Origin of the sequence: Enterococcus sp. BWR-S5 (assembly GCF_016745255.1) — a bacterium.
GTDB lineage: Bacteria > Bacillota > Bacilli > Lactobacillales > Enterococcaceae > Enterococcus_L.
On record NZ_JADOEQ010000006.1, the window covers coordinates 42188 to 63056 of the forward strand.

General features: G+C 37.2%; 16 protein-coding genes. 9 read left to right on the top strand and 7 right to left on the bottom strand.

Annotated elements, in window-relative coordinates; all coding sequences use genetic code 11:
- Positions 1–90 precede the first annotated feature (90 nt).
- On the bottom strand, positions 91–1191 hold the full coding sequence (locus tag IW510_RS08815; RefSeq protein ID WP_202058706.1) for a mandelate racemase/muconate lactonizing enzyme family protein: 1101 nt from the start codon (positions 1189–1191) through the stop codon (positions 91–93).
- Positions 1192–1348: 157 nt separating this feature from the next.
- Positions 1349–1780, bottom strand: a complete 432-nt coding sequence (locus tag IW510_RS08820) for a GNAT family N-acetyltransferase (RefSeq protein ID WP_202058708.1) — start codon at positions 1778–1780, stop codon at positions 1349–1351.
- A gap of 267 nt (positions 1781–2047) precedes the next feature.
- Between IW510_RS08820 and IW510_RS08825 the strand changes: the two genes are divergently transcribed.
- Together IW510_RS08825 and IW510_RS08830 are read left to right on the top strand one after the other, a co-directional pair.
- Positions 2048–3190 (top strand): AI-2E family transporter, encoded by a 1143-nt coding sequence (locus IW510_RS08825; RefSeq protein WP_202058711.1) that lies wholly within the window; start codon positions 2048–2050, stop codon positions 3188–3190.
- A 677-nt stretch (positions 3191–3867) separates the two neighbouring features.
- The gene (locus IW510_RS08830) at positions 3868–5247 is read left to right on the top strand and encodes a hemolysin family protein (RefSeq protein ID WP_202058712.1); all 1380 of its coding nucleotides are present in this window, start codon (positions 3868–3870) and stop codon (positions 5245–5247) included.
- Between the two features lie 43 nt (positions 5248–5290).
- Here the strand turns inward: IW510_RS08830 and IW510_RS08835 are convergent, their stop codons facing one another.
- Positions 5291–6778 (bottom strand): helix-turn-helix domain-containing protein, encoded by a 1488-nt coding sequence (locus tag IW510_RS08835; RefSeq protein ID WP_202058714.1) that lies wholly within the window; start codon positions 6776–6778, stop codon positions 5291–5293.
- A gap of 327 nt (positions 6779–7105) precedes the next feature.
- Between IW510_RS08835 and IW510_RS08840 the strand changes: the two genes are divergently transcribed.
- The 4 genes from IW510_RS08840 to IW510_RS08855 all read left to right on the top strand — a co-directional run bounded on the left by IW510_RS08840 (position 7106) and on the right by IW510_RS08855 (position 13783).
- The gene (locus IW510_RS08840) at positions 7106–8683 is read left to right on the top strand and encodes a peptide chain release factor 3 (protein ID WP_202058716.1); all 1578 of its coding nucleotides are present in this window, start codon (positions 7106–7108) and stop codon (positions 8681–8683) included.
- A gap of 189 nt (positions 8684–8872) precedes the next feature.
- Positions 8873–9058, top strand: a complete 186-nt coding sequence (locus IW510_RS08845) for a hypothetical protein (RefSeq protein ID WP_202058718.1) — start codon at positions 8873–8875, stop codon at positions 9056–9058.
- Positions 9059–9100: 42 nt separating this feature from the next.
- Complete coding sequence (locus IW510_RS08850; RefSeq protein ID WP_202058720.1) at positions 9101–10882, top strand: site-specific DNA-methyltransferase; 1782 nt, start codon at positions 9101–9103, stop codon at positions 10880–10882.
- An 18-nt stretch (positions 10883–10900) separates the two neighbouring features.
- A complete protein-coding gene (locus IW510_RS08855) occupies positions 10901–13783 on the top strand; it encodes a restriction endonuclease (protein ID WP_202058722.1) in 2883 nt (960 codons plus the stop codon).
- A gap of 95 nt (positions 13784–13878) precedes the next feature.
- Here the strand turns inward: IW510_RS08855 and IW510_RS08860 are convergent, their stop codons facing one another.
- Positions 13879–14193: a DUF1827 family protein gene (locus IW510_RS08860; RefSeq protein ID WP_202058724.1), complete on the bottom strand. Its 315-nt coding sequence runs from the start codon at positions 14191–14193 to the stop codon at positions 13879–13881.
- Between the two features lie 262 nt (positions 14194–14455).
- Entirely contained in the window at positions 14456–16699 is a 2244-nt protein-coding gene (locus IW510_RS08865; RefSeq protein WP_202058726.1) for an ATP-dependent Clp protease ATP-binding subunit, read from the bottom strand.
- A 371-nt stretch (positions 16700–17070) separates the two neighbouring features.
- Between IW510_RS08865 and IW510_RS08870 the strand changes: the two genes are divergently transcribed.
- From IW510_RS08870 to ptsP, 3 genes are all read left to right on the top strand, one after another.
- Entirely contained in the window at positions 17071–17253 is a 183-nt protein-coding gene (locus tag IW510_RS08870) for a hypothetical protein (protein ID WP_202058728.1), read from the top strand.
- A 166-nt stretch (positions 17254–17419) separates the two neighbouring features.
- Complete coding sequence (locus IW510_RS08875) at positions 17420–17686, top strand: phosphocarrier protein HPr (RefSeq protein ID WP_086349025.1); 267 nt, start codon at positions 17420–17422, stop codon at positions 17684–17686.
- Positions 17686–19413, top strand: a complete 1728-nt coding sequence (gene ptsP, locus IW510_RS08880) for a phosphoenolpyruvate--protein phosphotransferase (RefSeq protein WP_202058730.1) — start codon at positions 17686–17688, stop codon at positions 19411–19413. Before IW510_RS08875 ends, ptsP begins: the two co-directional genes overlap by 1 nt.
- A gap of 167 nt (positions 19414–19580) precedes the next feature.
- On the opposite strand, the gene IW510_RS08885 is transcribed toward ptsP, so the two are convergent.
- Together IW510_RS08885 and IW510_RS08890 are read right to left on the bottom strand one after the other, a co-directional pair.
- Positions 19581–20003 (bottom strand): VOC family protein, encoded by a 423-nt coding sequence (locus IW510_RS08885; RefSeq protein ID WP_202058732.1) that lies wholly within the window; start codon positions 20001–20003, stop codon positions 19581–19583.
- Positions 20004–20027: 24 nt separating this feature from the next.
- A complete protein-coding gene (locus IW510_RS08890; protein ID WP_202058734.1) occupies positions 20028–20726 on the bottom strand; it encodes a DUF2087 domain-containing protein in 699 nt (232 codons plus the stop codon).
- Positions 20727–20869: the final 143 nt, after the last annotated feature.

Genomic DNA, 20869 nt, shown 5'->3' on the forward strand with positions numbered 1-20869 from the left:
ATAAATAGTTTCCCAAACTCATAATATATCCATATCCGAATAAACGTTGGGACAGAAGCTGCTTCTGTCCCAACGTCTTTTGTTCAACTATCAAAATGGCAGCTTATGGGGTGCGAGCTTATCCCAATCAAAGGTGACACCAATTCCGATTTCTTCTGGCGCTACAGCCATTCCGTCGTTCTTGTCAATCACAAGTGGACGTGTCGTGTATTGGTCAATTGGAAAGCTGTGCATTTCGAGATAGCCGGCATTAGGCATAGCTGCCAGCAGACTTACATGCAGCTCTTGCATGCCATGGGTAGAGACGGCTAAATTATTTGCTTGAGCCAGATAGGCAACCTTTAACCAGCCGGTGATTCCACCAACATTGGACGCATCAGGCTGAGGAAAATCAACATGACCATACTTCAGTAAATGATGAAATTCTGTTAATGTTCGAAGGTTTTCACCACCTGCTACTGCTATATGACCTTCTTCTGCGATACGGGCATATCCTTCGTAGTCCTCTGGAATGGTAGGCTCTTCAAGGAAAAGAATGTTGTAAGGAGCCATTGCTTTAGCGGCTCTGATTGCTTTTTCAACAGACCAGCTCATATTTGCATCCACCATAAAAGTTACATCTGGACCAATTAGCTCTCTGACAGCGGCGATTCGCTGGATATCCTCTTCTAATGTCTGCTGTCCCAATTTAATTTTGACCGCATTTAATCCCATATCAAGATATTTTTGGTTGTTAGCCAGCAGCTTTTCCAACGGGAAATTCAAATCAATTGCCCCACCATAGCATTTAACCTTGTTACTGGTTCCACCCAATAATTTATATAGCGGCTCGTTCGCTTTTTTTGTACGCAAATCCCATAAAGCAATATCACAGGCAGCAATAGCGAAGCTTGCCAAGCCGCCTCGAGCAACATAGTGAATGCCCCAGTTCATTTGATCCCACAAGGCTTCAACACAGCTTGCATCTTTTCCAAGAAGGATATTCCTCAGTTCAATAGCAATAAGAGAGCAAATTGCCCGCCCACCAAAGCCTCCTGTATAAGTGTAACCAACACCTTCTCGACCATCTTCTGTTGTTATTTTTACAATAGGGACTTCGAAATGGGTATGAAGCCCATGCTTGGCATCCTCCATCAATTCCGGTAAAGGAATTCGGTAATATTCAGTGGTAACGTCAATAATTTTAGACATGCTTAATCCTCCTGAGCTAATTTTTGTTCACGTGTGCATTTTTATGAATAAAAAAAGAATTCGCTTACATATAGTGTAGCAAAATTTCAAATACAGGTCAACAAAACCAGTCGCTCTTTTGCTTGCTGCAATTGCTGACCTGAATAAAAAGTAGTAGCTAAACAGATTTATCCATTTGATAATGAGGAATATTCGCATCCATAAACAGTTCGCCATGCTTTGAGTAACCCAGCTTCTCATAAAAATCTACCGCAGTTAGCTGAGCACCTAAGGTAATGGTGTTATAGCCTTGGTTTCTAGAAAAATGCTCGGTTTCTTGAACAATTTCACGACCGAGACTTCTTCCTCTGTACTCTTTTAGGACAGCCATTCTTTGCAGCTTCATTACACCATTTTCTAATGGAAGCAGTCGGCAAGTTGCAGCAGCCTGATTTTCGATATAAAGGACGAAGTGGATACAGGACGCTTCATTTTTATCAATTTCAATATCCTTTGGGACACCTTGTTCAACCATAAAAACTTGATTGCGAATACGTAAGGCATCAAGATAGATATCACTCATTGTATCTTTTGTATGAACGATTTTCATCATTGACCTCCTAAAAAATAAGATAGAATGATTATACTACAAATGTGTTGTTTGTGTTACTGAAGCAAGATGACCTGAGAGCTTTTTTCCGGTAGAAGCGGTTTTACTGCAGTTTGCTTATTTTTTATTAAGTTTCTATCTCTTCTGCTGAAATAGGATTTTTCTAAGTAACTGCTAATGTTAAAATGAAGAAAGGAGTCTCGCTGTTCTTTTATCTGAAAAATATGCTAGAATCAATTAAATGAAAACTTTGTTAGGAGGGGTATCTTGTTTGAAAAATTAAAACAATCAAAGCTCATGTTTTGGTCGGTCGAGTTATTAGTATTAGCAACATTGGTGTGGGTTTCCACAAAAATCAACTTTTTGTTTGAACCTATAGGAACATTCTTTTCTACACTTTTTGCACCTGTGTTGGTAGCAGGATTTCTCTATTATATTTTGAATCCGTTGGTAAAACTGTTAATGAAGCTAAAGCTCAAACGGATTTATGCAATTATCATTGTATTTGTTTTACTGTTGGCAGCGATTATCTTAATCTTAGTCAGTATCATTCCAAGCTTAGCGAATCAGCTTTCAAGTCTGGCTTCTAATATCCCAGATGTATTCAAGAACATAGAAGACTGGGTCTATCAAATAGCCGCTTTGCCGGTGTTTAAGGACCTTGATTTGACTAGCTATATTGAACAATTGGATATTTCTTATGGGAACATCATTCAGCAATTTTTGAGTGGACTGTCTAGTAGTCTTGGATCAATCGTTTCAACTGTCGCTTCTACAACGATTGTGATTTTTACGGCACCATTCATTCTATTTTATATGCTGAAGGATGGCGATCGTCTGGTTCCGGGCATTCAAAAATTTATGCCTGAAAAGAGGAAGGCGGACATCGTCAAACTGTTGGAGCAGCTTAATAAAACGTTATCCAGCTACATTAGTGGACAGGCAATCGAATGTTTATTTGTTGGAACCTTTACGATTATCGGTTATTCATTAATCGGTGTCAGATACGCGTTTCTATTTGGCGTCATTGCCGGATTAACGAATTTAATCCCTTATTTAGGACCGTATTTAGGTCTGGCACCTGCTGTATTCGTGACCGTCTTCGATGAGCCCTTCAAAGCCTTATTATGCTGTGTCGTTGTCATTATCGTTCAGCAGCTTGACGGAAATGTTATTTATCCGAATGTCATCGGAAAAACCTTGAAAATCCATCCATTGACAATTATCTTGATTTTATTAGTCGCTGGAAATATTGCTGGTTTGTTGGGTATTTTCTTGGGTGTACCGTTTTATGCGATTTGTCGGACAATCGTTTTGTTCGTTATTGAGCTGGTTCAGCGAGGCAAACAGGAAGAGCGAACCGCACTGGTTTTAGAAAATTCGACAGAGCCGAAAAATAGTGGACAATGATTGAAATAATTATCCACTTGTGATACTCTTTTATCGTGACTACTAAGTGGATGTAGTCACGTTTTTTCTCACTTTTTTTCGTGAAAACCATCATCTTTTACGTATCTATAGTATAGAGAATACCAGCCATTGTCTACCTGAAATCGAAAAAGCGATGAACCTGGAAAAGAAGTGAGGAGATACGAGGATTTGGTTCCAAAGCAAGATGAGAAATTAGACCTCAAAAATGAAGGAACAGGGGGAGCAACGCTCCTGTAAGTCGCCTTGTACCATGTCACATCAGCTCTGCAAAGCAATCGCTGTGTGTTATGGCAAAGTTATCTGAACAGTTTCAACAAACAGAAAGAGGAGAACCACTATTCTTGCTTCTTTAGAAGCTTAGAAGAGGGGATATCGGACCTCAAGAATGAAGGAACTGTGAATACAGTTGAACAGTTCTAACCAGAAGAAAGAGGAGAGCTATTTCCCTTTTACCAAGAAATCTAGGGAAATAGACATCGGACCACCAAAATGAAAAAACAGGACAGTTACCTGACCTGTTTTATCAAACAGAAAGAGGAGAGCCATTATTCTGGTGCATGACCATCTAGAAATAATGGACATCGGACCTCAAAAATGAAGGAACTACGAAATTACTTGAGTAGTTCTAACCAGAAGAAAGAGGAGAGAACACAATTATGAACAATGCTGACCCCGAGAGTCAGTCGCTTATCGCGCAAATTTTATTACTAGTCGTTTTGACATTGATTAATGCTTTCTTGGCTGCTGCTGAGATTGCTGCTGTTTCTGTCAACAAAAATCGTTTGGAACAAAAAGCGGAGGACGGCGATACAAAAGCTGGAAAGCTGCTAAAAATTTTAGAAGACCCAAATAATTTTCTATCAACGATTCAAGTCGGAATCACGTTAGTAAATATCTTGTCAGGGGCTTCTTTGGCGGATAATCTGTCTTCACGTTTAGCGCCTGTACTTGGCGGAGGAGCGTTTGCTAAAAATCTGGCAAGTATCATTATTTTGGCTTTGCTGACTTATGTATCAATCGTGTTTGGTGAGCTTTATCCGAAACGAATTGCGATGAATAAATCTGAAGAAGTAGCAAAATTCACTTCCGGACCGGTTCAATTTCTGGGGATGATTGCTCGACCATTTGTTTGGTTGCTTTCTGCTTCAACAGACTTGATTTCTCGATTGACGCCGATGAAATTTGATGATGAAGATTCAAAGATGACAAGAGACGAAATGCGCTATATGCTGGAAACCGAGGGTGTATTGGAAAACGAGGAGCTTGAAATGCTTCAAGGTGTTTTCTCATTAGATACTAAAGTTGCCCGTGAAGTGATGGTTCCAAGAACGGATGCATTTATGATTAATATCGAGGATGATATCGATGAAAATATCAATCTTGTGTTATCTGAGAATTATTCAAGAATTCCTGTTTATAATGATGATAAAGATAAAGTAGTAGGAATACTGCATACAAAAAATCTGCTGAAAGCAGCACACACGAAAGGCTTTGACAATATCAATCTTCAGGAAATTATTCAAGAACCGTTGTTTGTTCCTGAAACGATTTTTATTGACGATTTACTTTATGAGCTGAAGCGAACACAAAATCAGATGGCTATCCTATTGGATGAATATGGTGGTGTGGTCGGTCTGGCAACCTTGGAGGACTTGTTAGAAGAAATCGTTGGTGAAATAGATGACGAGTCTGATGAAATAGAAAACTTATATTCAAAGGTAAACGACCATGAATACCTTATTCAAGGGAGAATGCTTATTGATGAGTTCAATGAAGTGTTCAAAACTGACCTGCACATGAGTGATGTTGACACGATGGCCGGTTATCTGATTACAGCATTGGGTACAATTCCTGATGAAGGAGAAAAATTGTCCTTTGATGTTGGTAATATTACTCTTATCTCTGAGGAGATGGAGGGGGCAAGAATCCTTGTTTTGCGAGTGATTTTCCATGATGAGGAAATTGTTGATGAAGAACCGGAGGAAGGTCGTCGTTTATTCCGCAGAGATGTAGAGGATGACGAGCCAAGGCGATAATCATAAAATAGGATAATGAAAAGCTAGTATGAATCTAATCATACTAGCTTTTTTTACTCTTTTCATGGGTGTTTTTATTCATTTGCACTTCTTTCAAGGTCTGATAGAGATCAATAAATTGGCGATGATTGTCCAGCGAATATCTAAATACAAACTTAGGCACTGAACATTGATCCGGCAACAGGTAAGAAGAGGTAGCAACAATCAAATCAAAATCTGCGCAATTATTTGTCATGGCACCTAGTTCGACAAAAACGAATTCATCGAGATAATTAATCAGCTGTTGGGTCAGAAGATAATTCGACTCAGCAATAAGACCAACCTTAATAGTTCTGTTAGTCTGAAGATTTTCCCAGGTTGGATAAAGCAGCAGGGCAAAGGCTGTTGCGATTTGATTAATATACTCGGTAATCCATCCATAGTTCTTCCTTTTGGAAACCTTCTTGAAAAAGGTTTTGAACGAACTAAATAGCTCCAAAAAATATTTATTTTGAAGGAAGCTGGATTTTGCATTTACTGTTAAAATACCGGGTAAGGTCTTTTTGAAAATAATGACCGGAAAAAGAATATTGGCACTGTTTCCATAAAGAACTTTATGCTCCAAGGCATTAAATCCGTACTCCTGTTCCAAAAAGCTCCAGAATTCACGGAAAAGAATGGTTGCTTGATTGTCTTCCGTTTCGAGATAGAGCTGCAATAAAGGGAAACGTGGGTCTGACTCAGTATAGAAGTTCGGTGTGATAGTCAGAAGCAAGGCTGAAAACTGACATTCCGCTTCTAGTACTGCCGGGTCCTTCACAATGGGGTCAAAAAAATCTTTACCGCGTTGAATACTTGTTGGAACATATGAAGAAATTTTTATCTTCTCTCTTAATACATAGCCATTAGTGACGCGCAAATAGATGATGTCCAACATCAGACAAATTTGTTTGGTCGCAGAGTAACTATGGCTCTCCGGAAAACACGGGCTGATATTGTCTATCACTGTTTTGTAATCTACATCAATCTCAGCTTTTGGTAAATTGACACTTTGAGAGGTGAACCAAATCAAGGTATACAAAACGATTCGGATGATACGCTCTTCACCTGACAGCTTTAACTGAGAAATGTTCAATTTGATATTGAAGTGCTTAAGATAGTCATTAAGGGGCTTTGATTTCCTGATGACTGATGCTTTACTCAGGAAGTTCTTTCTGCAAAAATCATCCAGATTGTCTTTTGGATAATAAACAATGGAAAGAATAAGCAAATAAGGGATACTTTGAGTGATAAGGTACTGATAGTATTGATCATAAGAAACTGAACGGTCATAGTGGATGCCTTGGTCTGTGATGAATGCTACAGGTTCTTGTCGAATATCATCAAGATCCTGTTGAATCAATTCCAGCAGATAAGACACCCGGCTGTAAGAGTAATCCAAATTGTTTTCTAAGAAATTGATACTATAGTAATCATCCGGTAGTTTAACCAGTAGATTAAATAAGGTCAGCTTTCTTTTAGTAACTTCCTCCAGAATGAGTTTTTCAAACATGAAGTGCTCCTCCTTATCCTTCAGATATTTCAAGCTAATTCTGACAATTACATTAGACTACATTGTTTACTAACTGCTCTCCCCTAGACAAGCGACGTGTCAAAAGCAACTAAGTGTTATAAAGATTATATATTATTTCTCAGAAAAAAGCTTACAAAAATAGACAATTTTAAGGAAACTCACCTATTTATAATTTTGAAATTACTCCCCAATCCATGATATACTACACTAGTTGAAATTATTATATAGGAGAAGTCCGATGTAGATAAGAAGAAAAGCAGTGATTTATATACGATCAAACTTAAAAGAAATGGAGCAAATAATAGCATGAATAATCCACATTTAAAAGAACAGGTCGACAGCCGTCGCACCTTTGCCATCATCTCTCACCCGGATGCCGGGAAAACAACGATTACAGAGCAGCTGCTGCTGTTTGGAGGAGCCATCCGTCAAGCGGGAACAGTAAAGGGAAAAAAGACAGGGAATTTTGCAAAATCTGACTGGATGGAAATTGAGAAGCAACGTGGGATTTCTGTAACCAGCTCTGTCATGCAATTTGATTATGATGGAAAAAGAGTCAACATACTGGATACACCCGGGCATGAGGACTTCTCAGAGGATACGTATCGTACCTTGATGGCCGTCGACAGCGCGGTCATGGTAATTGATAGTGCCAAAGGGATTGAGGCACAGACGAAAAAACTGTTTCAGGTAGTCAAAAAAAGAGGAATTCCAATTTTTACTTTTATTAACAAACTGGATCGTGATGGAAGAGAGCCCTTGGATTTGTTGGAGGAGCTTGAGGAGCTTCTTGATATCGAATCCTATCCGATGAACTGGCCAATTGGTATGGGGAAAGGTCTTGAAGGACTGTATGATATTCATAACCATCGTGTTGAGCTATACCGCTCAGGCGATGATGACAGTCAGCGCTTCATTCCTTTAGAAAATGGGACGATTCCGGAAGAGCATGAGTTGAATCAAAATAATCTTTATCATCAGGCGTTAGAAGATGTAGAGTTATTATTGGAGGCTGGTGATGCCTTTGATGAAGAGAAGATTGCTCAAGGGAATCAAACACCGGTATTCTTTGGTTCAGCATTGACAAACTTTGGTGTACAGACGTTCTTAGAAACTTTCCTGAAGTTTGCACCGGCACCTTACGCCCATAAAACAGAGGACGGAGAAGAAGTCAGTCCTTACGAAGAAGAATTTTCCGGTTTTGTTTTCAAAATTCAGGCAAACATGAATCCGGCTCATAGAGATAGAATTGCTTTTGTCAGAATTTGTTCCGGTACCTTTGAAAGAGGAATGGATGTCACACTGGAAAGAACCAATAAGAAAATTAAGCTGAGTAATGTTACGCAATTTATGGCAGATGCCAGAGAAAATGTAGAAGAGGCTGTAGCAGGTGACATTATCGGTGTCTATGATACAGGAAATTACCAAATCGGTGACAGCTTGTATGAAGGGAAAATGAAGGTTAGATATGAAGAACTGCCATCCTTTACACCGGAGCTGTTCATGAAGGTCACTGCGAAAAATGTAATGAAGCAAAAATCCTTCCATAAAGGCATGTATCAGTTGGTACAAGAAGGGGCTATTCAGCTGTATAAGACCTATCTAACCGAAGATTATATCATTGGTGCTGTTGGACAACTGCAGTTTGAAGTTTTCCAGCATAGAATGCAAAATGAGTATAATTCAGAAGTGATTATGACGCCGATGGGTTCAAAAATTGCCCGTTGGATTAAACCGGAGGACTTGGATGAGCGCATGAGTTCAAGTCGCAACATTTTGGCTAAAGACCGCTTTGACCAACCGCTGTTTCTATTTGAAAATCAATTTGCGGAACGTTGGTTTGCCGATAAGTACCCAGATGTAGAGTTGAAGAGTTTACTATAAGAAATATTGTTATATCTATGTTTGTAAGAAGCCATTTTTTTATCGAAACTTGATAAGAAAAGGCTTCTTTTTATGAACTGGAATGAAATTATCATAAACTTCTATTTAGAGAGTACCGTAAAAGAATTTTCTAAAATAAGGATAGAATGGTAAAATGTATAGGAAAATCATTTAAAAGGAGCAATTAGAATGACTGAAAAAGAAAATCACTTTTCTGCTACGAAAAATCATACTTTAGAGGACATCCTTTATAAACTTAAGGCAGTTTATCAGCCTCTTTTTCAAGATGACAAGTTAGATTTAGAAGAGTTGAAAAATTTACTCGATGGGTTTATAGCCCCGTCTGACCAGAAGTTCTATCAATTCAATTGGTAGAATAAGCAGTATACGAAACAAGGAGCGTATAAAGGAACAACAATGACATTAAAACCTGATAGAGATAAGTCAGTTAATTTTGATGAGACTACGAATGTTTTTATTGAAGGAGACAATCTTAATGTTTTGAAAGTAATTAGAGATTCTTACACTAATAGAGTTAATTGTATTTTTATTGATCCTCCTTACAATACAGAAAAAGAATTTATTTATCCAGATAACTTTGTTCAACCATACAAAGCTTACCAAGAGATGATTGGGGTACTTGATGAAGATGGCAATAAACTTGAATCAGAGGAGGATAAGCTAGGCAGAAAACATACCAACTGGCTTAATTTTATGTATGCAAGGTTATTATTAGCCTATGATTTATTGGATGACGATGGGGTAATATTTGTAACTATTGATGATACTGAATTTCTCAATTTAAGAGGTATTATGGATGAAATTTTTGGCTATTTCTTAGGGCAGATTACTTATCTCACAAATCCAAGAGGAAGAAGCCAGGACCAATATTTAGGGAAGTCAGCAGAATATGTTGTTGTGTATTCAAAAAAGCAGTTAGTTAAGGGTGGAATTTCAATAACTAAAAACGATGATAAATTATTGTCTGATTATAGATTGCTTGATGAAAATGAAAAGAGATATAGGGAATTGGGGCTAAGAAATTCCCATAGAGAATTTGGAAGGTTTAATCGGGAAAACTTATGGTATCCATTCTATGTTGATACTAATAACAAAAATAAGATTTATGTATGTAATCCAGAAGATGAGAAGAATCCTTTTTATATGGAAAATGGTGAGAAGAAATTTTTATCGGATGATAGAGTTGATTTTGGAGAACTTATAGAAGTTCTTCCGTTATGGGATGATGAGTTTGAAGGGTGCTGGACTTGGAGTATTGATAAAACAACTAGACAGGAAAAAGGGTTTTGGAACTATGATTTATTAGTTGCAAAACAGCATAAAAATAAATGGAACATAGTTAGAAAGGATTATGCTATTAAAGAAGACGGAGTAGCACAGACTATGGTAAAAACCCTTTTGACTGATAGTTCTTATAGCTCTGATGCCGGTAGAGGAGACTTAGCAGAATTGTTCCCAGAAGCTAAGAAAAATAAAGATAGGCTATTTCAGAATCCTAAAGCTGTGGAGCTGGTCAAATTATTAGTAAATATGGGAACAAAAGAAGATAGTATTGTAATGGATTTTTTTGCAGGTTCAGGGACAACAGCACAAGCGGTCATGGAATTAAATGCAGACCCTATTACTGAAGGAAACAGAAAATATGTCTTGGTTCAGTTGCAAGAAGCTATTAAAGAGGAGCAAGATGCTTACAAATATGGATATAAACATATTACTGATTTGACAAGAGATAGAATTAAGAGAGCAGCAGCTAAAGTTAGAGAAAAATATCCTGATACTGCTAATAATGTTGATTTGAGCTTTAAGACTTTTGTTTTGGATAAATCTAACTTTCCTCAATGGGATGATTCTTTAGAAGAAGAACAGTATGCTGAGCAGATTAACTTATTAGAAGAATCAATTTCTAATCCAGAAGATGCAGTTTATGAAGTGCTTTTACTTTTAAGAAAATATCTTTTGGACGCTCATGTTGAAAGAGTCTCAGAGAACGTATATAGCATCGGAGATGAAGAAAAAACCTTAGTATATCTTGATAATCAACTGTCAGATAAAGGCTATGAATATATTATTGAGAATTATTCTGGATATGAAAGAATTTTGGTATATGATAATGCCTTAAGTCAGACTCAAAAATTGAACTTAAGGATTACTATTGGGGATAAGTTTGAAACTTTATAAAGAAAGGAGGATAATCAGATGGAATTCAAATTTGGGCATAGACCTTATCAAGAGGATGCAGTTAACTCAGTAATAAACTTATTTAAAGGTCAACCAATTGCAGATAAAAAATTAGAAATATCAGTGTCTCAAGATTTCAAAGATAACAACATTAATTCTCTTGCCGTTAGTAATGAAACAATTCTAATGAATCTTAGAGAGGTGCAAAAGAAAAATAATAGAAGTAAGGCCCCAATTGATATTTCCAAGGAACTTTCTGAGTTAGATTTTGCAGTTGAGATGGAAACAGGGACTGGTAAGACATTTGTTTATTTTTCAACTATTGCAAAATTATCTAGAGAATACAACTGGAGAAAATTTATTATTATTGTTCCATCTGTTCCGATTAAAGAAGGTGTTGAATCGGAGTTTAGGAGACTAAAGAACTCACTTGAAAATATTGCGGATAAGACTATTAACTTCAATGTTTATGATAGCAGTAAGATTAATGAGCTTCAAGAATATTATAGAGAGCCGAATTGTTTGGAAATCCTTTTAATGACAATGGGGAGTTTCAATAAGGATGACAATATTTTGAATAGAGGAAATCCAGACTCTAAACTAGGTGGGAAACCTGTGGATTTACTAGCGAACACTAGACCAATTGTTATTCTTGATGAGCCTCAAAAAATGTTAGGGGAAGCAACAACTAACAAATTAAAAAACTTTAATCCTCTATTTGTTCTAAGGTATTCGGCAACTCATAAAGTAACTAACGATAGTAATTTCAAGTTTGTTTATAGGTATACTCCATTAGATGCCTATAGAGATAGATACGTTAAAAAGATAGAGGTTTTATCTGTTTATGATACTGAGAACAATCCTGCCAAAGCTTTTCTTAAAGTTAAAGAAATCAATGCTGGCAATCAATTAACTGCTAAGATATCTTATTTTGAGAACACAGCCAATGGAATTAAAGAGAGAACAAAAAAGCTGAAAGATAAGGCGGATCTGTATGAATTATCAAATGAAATGCCGGAGTACAAGAACTATGTTATAACAGGAATTAGTGCCAGTAGAAATGAAGTTAAATTTAGAAATGGATTAGTTGTAAAACTGAATGAAGTAACTCAAAATAAAGATGATTTAATGAAGATACAAATTAAAGAAACCATTCGAACGCACTTAGAAAAGGAAAAGGATCTTAACCCTAAAGGAATCAAAGTTCTAACATTATTTTTTATTGATAAAGTAGTTAATTATAGAAATTCGAATGATGTTGATGGGAAAGGGAAGATTAGAAAATGGTTTGAAGAGTTCTATAATGAATTGACTTGTGAAGAAGAGTTTAAAGAGTTTGCAACTGATAATGTTAATGAAATTCAAGCCGCTTATTTTTCAGTGGATAAAAATGGTAACTATAAAGATACAAGAGAAAAAAGCCAGACAAATGCAGATGTTAAGGTCTATGATTTGATTATGAATAAGAAAGAAGAGTTAGTTTCATTTACGACTAAGGAAAGATTTATATTCTCTCATAGTGCATTAAGAGAAGGCTGGGATAATCCCAATGTTTTTCAGCTTTGCAACCTAAATGAAACAACTAATGAAGTTAGAAGAAGACAAGAAGTTGGTAGAGGATTGAGACTACCGGTAAATCAAGATGGAGATAGAATTATGGATGATGATATAAATATCCTAACAGTAGCTTCATCTGTTTCTTATGAACTTTTTGCGAAACGATTGCAGGAAGAAATTACTTCTGAAACTGGGGTAAGTACAGGGGAAATACGGATTTCTAATGCCTTTAAAAGAAAAAAATCGTATATTAAAATGGATAACTTCAATAATGAGTATTTTAAAAGGTTATGGCAAACCATCAATAAGAAGATGAGTTATACTATTCAAGTTGATGAAGAAGTAATTGTAGAAGAGATAATTAATAAAATTAAAGTTTCTGGTTTTAAAGTTGATCCTTTAGCTTACCAAGTTCAAAAAACTCAAATGATAAATATCTATGATGCTACAATCAATAAGGAGATTAAAGAAACTAGAAGTGGGGATGAAATTAAAGTTAGCAAAATTCCTAACGTTGTTAAGAGGATTGCTGATTTTACAGGTTTAACAAAAAAAGTTGTAATAAAGATTATTTCAAAGTCTGAGATACAAAAATATATTTTTGTCCAACCAGATATTTTTGTTGAAAAGTTATCAGAAATTATTAAAGAAGAAATGCCTAAAATATTTAAAAAAGGGATTACGTATTACTGTACTGAAGAAATGTATGAGTTGAACCTATTTAACAATTTCATAATGGTATATGAAGACTCAATAAATCCTTTAATAGCTCATAATTTAGACTTAAGCAGAACATTCTATGAGGTTATTCAATTAGACTCAGAAACAGAAGTTAAGTTAATAAATGAAATGAATGCGGACAAAAAAAGATTCAAATTTTTTGTTAAATTACCTGCCAAATTTTACGTACCAACTCCCACGGGAAATTATAATCCTGACTGGGCCATAGTTTTTCAAGATGAGCAAAATGATTTAGAAGTATATTTGGTTAGGGAATCAAAAAAAACTGCCGGAAAATATTTTTCTAAAGACAATTTAAGAGATACAGAAGTTCAGAAGATTGAATATGGAAAAAAGGCCTTTGATTCGATAAAAGTTGATTACCAAGTTGTTCAGACTATAGCTGATATTAAGGCTGGTCAAGGAGTATTCAACTTCACAGATATTGAGAAAAATTTTGAAGAAATTTTGAATGAAGAAAAAGACGATTCAGATTCAATTAAGGCGATTAAGGGGCTAAAAAAAATTAACTCAAAAGTTGAATATCTTGATGCTAAAGCAGCGTTAGGAGAAATCATGGCTAACATAACTGAAGAGCAATTTAATTCAATCAATAATGAATAGGGTGTAGTTATTATTGTACCCGAGAATTTATTATTGATTGAAGAAATATCTAAAAAAATACAGTTTCCGATAAATTTATCGGAAACTGTATTTTTTTAGGTTCTAACGAGTGCAGCTGTTAAAGGAATCGAAATCTCTGTAATCCCTTTCAGTTCGATCATCTCAATCTTATCTTTTTGAATCAGTTCTTTGGGAACCCGTTTTAGGAAAAATTTTAGAATTTCATTTGCTTCTGCTTTTCTGATTGCACGTTTTTGATTTAAAATCAGAATTTCAATATGCTTTTCCGCTTCAGAATATATCGCAGTTGTGTTACCGGCAGAATATACTTTGACAAGATGAGCATCTGTACTTTCCAACTGTTTATTGACCATTTGTCTATGGCTGTTTGTTACGTTAATTAGTTTCATACTTTCACCTCTCTTTTTCGTTCCATTTATCTGAACTATGTAAACTATATAGCACAATCTCATTATAAAATGCTTTTATGAAAATAAAAAGAATTATGCTTAAATTTTACCATAAAATGCTTCAAAAATATGTGCAGAAAGACGATTTTATTTGTTTTTTTATGCAAACAGCATGATTTGTATAAAAATAGTCTGAATCCACAGAATTGGTGCGTAGATTCAGACTATCAATTATTTACTCTTAGAAGAGAGCTGTTATTAATTACTCTACTTCGTTTTCGTCACTTTCGCTTGGAGCTTCAGACGGAAGAGTTGGACCTGTAACGATAATTTTATCTTCCTCCGTTAATGCGGCTGTCAGCTCATGCTCTTCAGGATGGTCGAGGTAGTATTCTGCAATACCATCTTCGATTTGCTCTTGGATTGTTCGACGTAATGGTCGTGCACCCATAGCTGGATCGTAACCAAGATCAACCAGTTTTTCTTTGACCTCTGTTGGCACAGTGATGTGAATTTTTTGTTGAGAAAGCAATTGGTTCACATCGTCCAACATTAAAGTGACAATCTTCAACAGGTCTTCTTTACTTAGTGCGCTGAATTCAATAATGCCGTCGAAACGGTTAAGAAATTCAGGTGTAAAGAAGTTGTTCAGCTGACCAAGGATAGAACGAGTTACGCCTTCACGAGCAGCGCCGAAACCAACATTGGCTTCGATTTTACCGCTACCTGCATTACTCGTCATAATAATGATGGTATCCTTGAAGCTGACAGTTCTACCCTGAGCATCTGTCAGACGTCCATCATCTAAAATCTGCAAGAACATATGCAGAACATCTGGATGTGCCTTTTCAATTTCATCAAGTAGAATGAGACTGTAAGGATTTCGACGAACTTTTTCTGTCAGTTGTCCAGCTTCTTCATAGCCTACGTAGCCTGGAGGAGAACCAATCAATTTAGAGACACTGTGTTTTTCCATGTATTCACTCATATCAAAACGAATCATAGTTTCCTCAGAGCCGAATAGCTCAAATGCCAATTGTTTAGCCAACTCCGTTTTACCGACACCGGTAGGACCTACGAATAGGAACGAACCAATTGGGCGATTCTTTTTGCCTAAACCAACTCTGTTTCTGCGAATTGCTTTCGCAACCCTATCTACAGCATCATCCTGTCCAATGACATTGGACTTCAAGTCGGTAGCCAGGTTTTTCAATTGAGTCTGTTCTTTCTCTTTCAGCTCACCAACAGGAATACCGGTCCGTTGCTCAACGATTGCTTCAATCACTTTTTCGGTGATGACTGGTGTTTCTTCGTCACTGATTTGTTTGTCCTTCATGGTTTGCAGCTTATTGATTTGGTCACGATAATAGGCTGCTTTCTCAAAATCTTCCTCTGCAGAAGCCTGTTGCTTTTGCTGTTCTGCTTCTGCGAGTTTCTTTTCAATCGTTTTAGGATCGGCAATTTGAATCGTTAAGTTCATTTTTGAACCGGACTCATCCAATAAATCAATGGCTTTGTCAGGTAAAAATCGATCCTGAATGTAACGGTTGGAAAGAGAAGCGGCGCCTTTGATTGCTTCATCTGTATATTTTACGTGATGATAATCTTCATAGCGTTTCTGCAGGCCCTTCAGAATTTCAATCGTTTCAGCGACTGTCGGCTCTTCCACTCGAACAGGCTGCATCCGACGTTCTAAAGCGGCATCTTTTTCGATGATTCGATATTCTGTCAGAGTTGTTGCACCTACCATTTGCAGCTCTCCACGAGCCAATGCAGGCTTCAAAATATTACCGGCATCCATGTTGCCATCACCGGCAGCTCCCGCGCCGACAAGCTCATGGACTTCGTCAATGAAAAGAATGATATTTTCAGCTTGCTTGATTTCTTCAATCAGCTTTTGCATTCTTTCTTCGAATTGACCGCGAATACCTGTTCCTTGAACGAGAGAAGCGACATCTAAGCGAATGACTTCTTTTTCTAAAAGTTTTTGTGGAACATCGCCATCAATGATTTTTTGTGCCAAGCCTTCAACGACGGCCGTTTTACCTACACCGGGTTCGCCGATTAGCACAGGATTATTTTTGGTTCTTCTATTTAAGATTTCAATGACTCGCTTGATTTCCTCATCGCGACCAACAACGGGATCGATATCGCCGTTTCTGGCTGCTTCTGTAATATTGATACCATATTCGCCCAAAAGGCCCTCACCTTGTCCGCCTCTTCTTGGTGGTTGTCCGTTAAAGCCATTTCCATCGCCAAATTGAGTAGGAGGTGTTTGTTGACTCATTTGATCTCCTTGCTGCATCTGGCGGGAAAGTGAACGATATAAATCATCTAAACTTCCAAAACCAAATGGATCTTGGGACATAGTTGGTTGCATGTTATTTGCTTGTGATTTTAATTTTTGATAGCAGCTTTGGCAATAGTCTAATTGTTTTCTCTGACCATTGACATTTGCGTATAAGTGAATTGTAGCTTCATTTTGTTTGCAGTTTTGGCAAATCATCTACTAATGCACGTCCTTTCACTTGTAAGACTGATTTTCAAGTCAAATGAAAGATCAAAAACTTAACTGACCTTTTTTGACCTTTGAAAATATTATAGCACGTTTTGTCATAGAATCAAGTAATTGGCTCTATAAATCAATTGCTTTGATGGACATTTTCCTGTGATTAAATTCAGAATTTAGACAAATAGAATTCTTTCCTTTAAAATAGGAACAGTTTAACAGTGCCTTTTTAAATGGCTCCATTTTGGAAAAACGTCAGTCAATATAAAATTTCTTTTCATATTCTATAAAAGTATAAGAAGCTGACGGTCTATCTATCGAGGAGAGTCTCTTTTAGAAGGCTGAAAACAGAAAGAGGGAGGTCTTAGATGTCTGAAAATCTTTTTGACGAAAAAATTCAACAACTGAGAGAAAAGCAAATTTCGGAAATTGTTATTGAACAAAGCGAATTCAGCGTATTTAGAGAAGCTTGGAAGAAGCAAGAGGATCGTACAAAAATAGTTGGTGAAGCTGGATTGAACGGCAAAATCATTTACCGATTCGCTGAATAGTTGAAAAGGTTTACTCAATTCCTTAAAATTTCGTTGAAAACAGTTGTAACAACTTCAAAAAAATGGTAATCTTAAAAATTGAAAGGGTCGTTTTTTATACATTTCATGTATGAATAGAAAACCCTAACATAAAAAAATATTTTACTTACGAAGGAGACCGATTCATATGGAAAAGAAAGACTTTCACGTTGTAGCAGAAACAGGGATTCACGCACGCCCAGCTACATTACTAGTACAAACTGCAAGCAAATTCAACTCTGATATTAACTTAGAGTACAAAGGTAAATCAGTTAACCTTAAATCAATCATGGGCGTTATGTCTCTTGGCGTAGGTCAAGGTTCTGATGTTACTATCACTGTTGATGGTGTTGACGAAGCAGACGCAATTGCTGCAATCGTTGAAACAATGAAAAAAGAAGGACTGTCTGAATAATGTCTGAGATGCTTAAGGGAATTGCCGCAAGTGATGGTGTTGCAATTGCTAAAGCCTATCTTCTTGTTCAGCCGGACTTATCATTCAATAAAGTTACTGTAGATGATACTGCTGCTGAAGAAAAACGTTTAGAGGATGCTTTGGCTAAATCTACAACAGAACTTCAGGCTATCAGAGAAAAAGCAGCTAAAAGTCTTGGTGAAGAAGAAGCGCAGGTTTTTGATGCACACTTGATGGTTTTAGCTGATCCGGAAATGATCGGACAAATTAAACAAAGTATTCAAGACAACAAAGTAAATGCTGAATCAGGATTGAAAGAAGTTACTGATATGTATATCGGTATGTTCGAAGCAATGGACGACAATGCGTACATGCAAGAACGTGCAGCAGATATCCGTGACGTAGCGAAACGTGTACTGGCTCATTTACTGGGAGTAACATTACCTAACCCTTCAATGATTAACGAAGAAGTTATTGTAGTTGCTCATGACTTGACACCAAGTGATACAGCTCAGCTGGATAGAACTTACGTAAAAGCTTTTGTTACTGACATTGGCGGACGTACGTCTCACTCAGCAATCATGGCTCGTTCATTGGAAATTCCTGCAATTGTAGGAACAATGGAAATCACTGCTAAAGTTAAAGCTGGCGATATGTTAGCTGTTAACGGTATCGATGGCGATGTAATTATCCACCCATCTGATGCTGAAAAAGCAGATTTCGAAGCAAAAGGACAAGCGTATGCTGACCTGAAAGCTGAATGGGAAAAGCTGAAAAATGCGAAAACTGAAACAGCTGACGGCAAGCATTTCGAATTAGCTGCCAACATTGGTACACCAAAGGATTTAGACGGCGTACACAAAAATGGTGGAGAAGCTATTGGCCTGTACCGTACCGAGTTCCTTTACATGGATTCACCTGATTTTCCTACTGAGGATGATCAGTATGAAGCATATAAAGCTGTTCTTGAGGGAATGGATGGCAAACCAGTTGTTGTTCGTACGATGGATATCGGCGGAGACAAAGAACTGCCATACTTGAAATTACCTCATGAAATGAACCCGTTCTTGGGTTACCGTGCTCTACGTATCAGCTTATCTGAGCAAGGAGACGATATGTTCCGTACGCAAATGCGTGCATTACTGCGTGCTTCTGTTCATGGTAACTTGCGTATCATGTTCCCAATGGTTGCGACTCTGAAGGAATTCAGAGCAGCGAAAAAAATCTTTGATGAAGAAAAACAAAAATTAGTAAGTGAAGGAACTACTGTTTCTGATACTATTCAAGTTGGTATCATGATTGAAATTCCTGCTGCAGCTGTAATCGCTGATAAATTTGCTAAGGAAGTTGACTTCTTCAGTGTTGGAACAAACGATTTGATCCAATACACAATGGCTGCTGACCGTATGAACGAACGCGTTTCTTACCTATATCAACCATATAACCCATCAATTCTGCGTTTGATTAAAAACGTGATTGATGCAGCACACGCTGAAGGTAAATGGGCTGGTATGTGTGGAGAAATGGCAGGCGATCAAACTGCAGTACCTCTATTAGTGGGTATGGGCTTAGATGAGTTCTCAATGAGTGCGACATCTATCCTGAAAACACGCAGCTTAATGAAACGTTTGGACACTGGTAAGATGGCTGAACTTGCGGATCGTGCGCTTAATGAGTGCGATACAATGGAAGAAGTTGTCGAATTAGTAGAAGAATATACAAAATAATCAAACGATTATTCAAACCGCAGACAGCGAAAGCTACCTGCGGTTTTTTGTGCGCTCTATCAAGTAAGGTTGAGCAAGCGTCGACCGAGAACAAAGAAAACGTTGAACCATTATTTTCGGTAGTTCGAAAAATCATGTTCAACGCCAGTTGATTTTTTATCATTTTTTTAATGGTTACAAACAATCTCGTATTTGATACCATCCGGATCTTTAAAGAATAACGCGTAATAATTTGGCCCATGGGAATGGTGGATTTGCGGCGGATCAATAATCTCTGTGTTCATTGGTAACAGTATCTCATAAATTGCATCGACAGCTTCTCTTGTGGCTGCACGAAAGGCAACGTGATGAACGGCTCCCGGTTTGCGGCGATGAATCGTATCATCTTGATATTCAGATAATGGTGAACAGATACCGAAATCGTAGGCATCATCCAGATACTCAATGACTTCCATATCTAGCTCAGGTAAGTAAGCATGAATCTTTTTGGATAAATCAAAGCCCAGTGCTTCGCAAAGAACGTCATAAAATGGTTCGGCTTTCTTAATATTCCTGACAGTAACCTGTACATGATCAATAAGATATTTCATGTTGAATCCCTCCTACTCAGAAAACTAAATCACCCAATAATTTTTTCCGTCAACAGTTCGTCCAAGCATGCCATAGCCAATCAGATAACGACGTACAGTCACGTAATCATCAAACATAGTAGAAATGATTTGATTTACTTCCGTCTCGCTATATTGTTTCTCTGGTAAAAAACGTTCCATAAGCTTGCGGAAGAGGATAAGACGTTTCTTTTCCTTGCTTGGGATTTTTGTTGCGTGTCCTTGGTCGTCAAGAAAGGTTTCCAATACTTGCTCGTCCTTTTTATTTTTTAAAGAAAGGCGGGGGCCTTCATTGACTTCCGTTTCTTTTGCTGAATTATCGAGTAAGTTCAACAGGGCGATTAGAGTACTCGCCTGACGTTTCTTTTCCTTCAACTTAAATCGATGGTTTCGTACAGCAGATTTTGAGATGGACATTTCCTGTGCAACCTCATCATCTGATAATCCTTGGCTAATGAAAGAGAGAAACGTTTTTTGAACATCAGACAGGCCTGACTCGCTTTTATCCAGCTGAAGTAATGCACCGATTGCTCCGTCATGCTGAGAAGACAGATGCTTTTGGATCATGTACTCGGCTTTGGCAAAATTGCCATCGTAAGAATAAACAAAGGAATCGTCGTATCCTTGGCTGCAATACAGGCACTGGAAACGGCCATTTTGGTTGCTATACCCATTTTCCATATCAATAATTGTAATTGCTTTCATAAAATCACCTCGAATAAATTCTAACATATTTTATAATTGCAATCAAATTTAGTTGCAAAATATCATTTTTTTTATTTTTTGAGTGGCTTGTACTGATAAAAAAATAGTACGATTGGAATAATTGTGAAATTAGCTGAAGTTTG

Excerpts from the sequence above, each read along its gene's own strand:
- IW510_RS08860 (WP_202058724.1), bottom strand. The coding sequence starts at position 14,193 with ATGAAACTAATTAACGTAACAAACAGCCATAGACAAATGGTCAATAAA.
- IW510_RS08835 (WP_202058714.1), bottom strand. The coding sequence starts at position 6,778 with ATGTTTGAAAAACTCATTCTGGAGGAAGTTACTAAAAGAAAGCTGACC.
- IW510_RS08830 (WP_202058712.1), top strand. The coding sequence starts at position 3,868 with ATGAACAATGCTGACCCCGAGAGTCAGTCGCTTATCGCGCAAATTTTA.
- IW510_RS08840 (WP_202058716.1), top strand. The coding sequence starts at position 7,106 with ATGAATAATCCACATTTAAAAGAACAGGTCGACAGCCGTCGCACCTTT.
- IW510_RS08855 (WP_202058722.1), top strand. The coding sequence starts at position 10,901 with ATGGAATTCAAATTTGGGCATAGACCTTATCAAGAGGATGCAGTTAAC.
- IW510_RS08890 (WP_202058734.1), bottom strand. The coding sequence starts at position 20,726 with ATGAAAGCAATTACAATTATTGATATGGAAAATGGGTATAGCAACCAA.
- IW510_RS08875 (WP_086349025.1), top strand. The coding sequence starts at position 17,420 with ATGGAAAAGAAAGACTTTCACGTTGTAGCAGAAACAGGGATTCACGCA.
- IW510_RS08850 (WP_202058720.1), top strand. The coding sequence starts at position 9,101 with ATGACATTAAAACCTGATAGAGATAAGTCAGTTAATTTTGATGAGACT.
- IW510_RS08870 (WP_202058728.1), top strand. The coding sequence starts at position 17,071 with ATGTCTGAAAATCTTTTTGACGAAAAAATTCAACAACTGAGAGAAAAG.
- IW510_RS08820 (WP_202058708.1), bottom strand. The coding sequence starts at position 1,780 with ATGAAAATCGTTCATACAAAAGATACAATGAGTGATATCTATCTTGAT.
- IW510_RS08845 (WP_202058718.1), top strand. The coding sequence starts at position 8,873 with ATGACTGAAAAAGAAAATCACTTTTCTGCTACGAAAAATCATACTTTA.
- IW510_RS08885 (WP_202058732.1), bottom strand. The coding sequence starts at position 20,003 with ATGAAATATCTTATTGATCATGTACAGGTTACTGTCAGGAATATTAAG.
- ptsP (WP_202058730.1), top strand. The coding sequence starts at position 17,686 with ATGTCTGAGATGCTTAAGGGAATTGCCGCAAGTGATGGTGTTGCAATT.
- IW510_RS08815 (WP_202058706.1), bottom strand. The coding sequence starts at position 1,191 with ATGTCTAAAATTATTGACGTTACCACTGAATATTACCGAATTCCTTTA.
- IW510_RS08865 (WP_202058726.1), bottom strand. The coding sequence starts at position 16,699 with ATGATTTGCCAAAACTGCAAACAAAATGAAGCTACAATTCACTTATAC.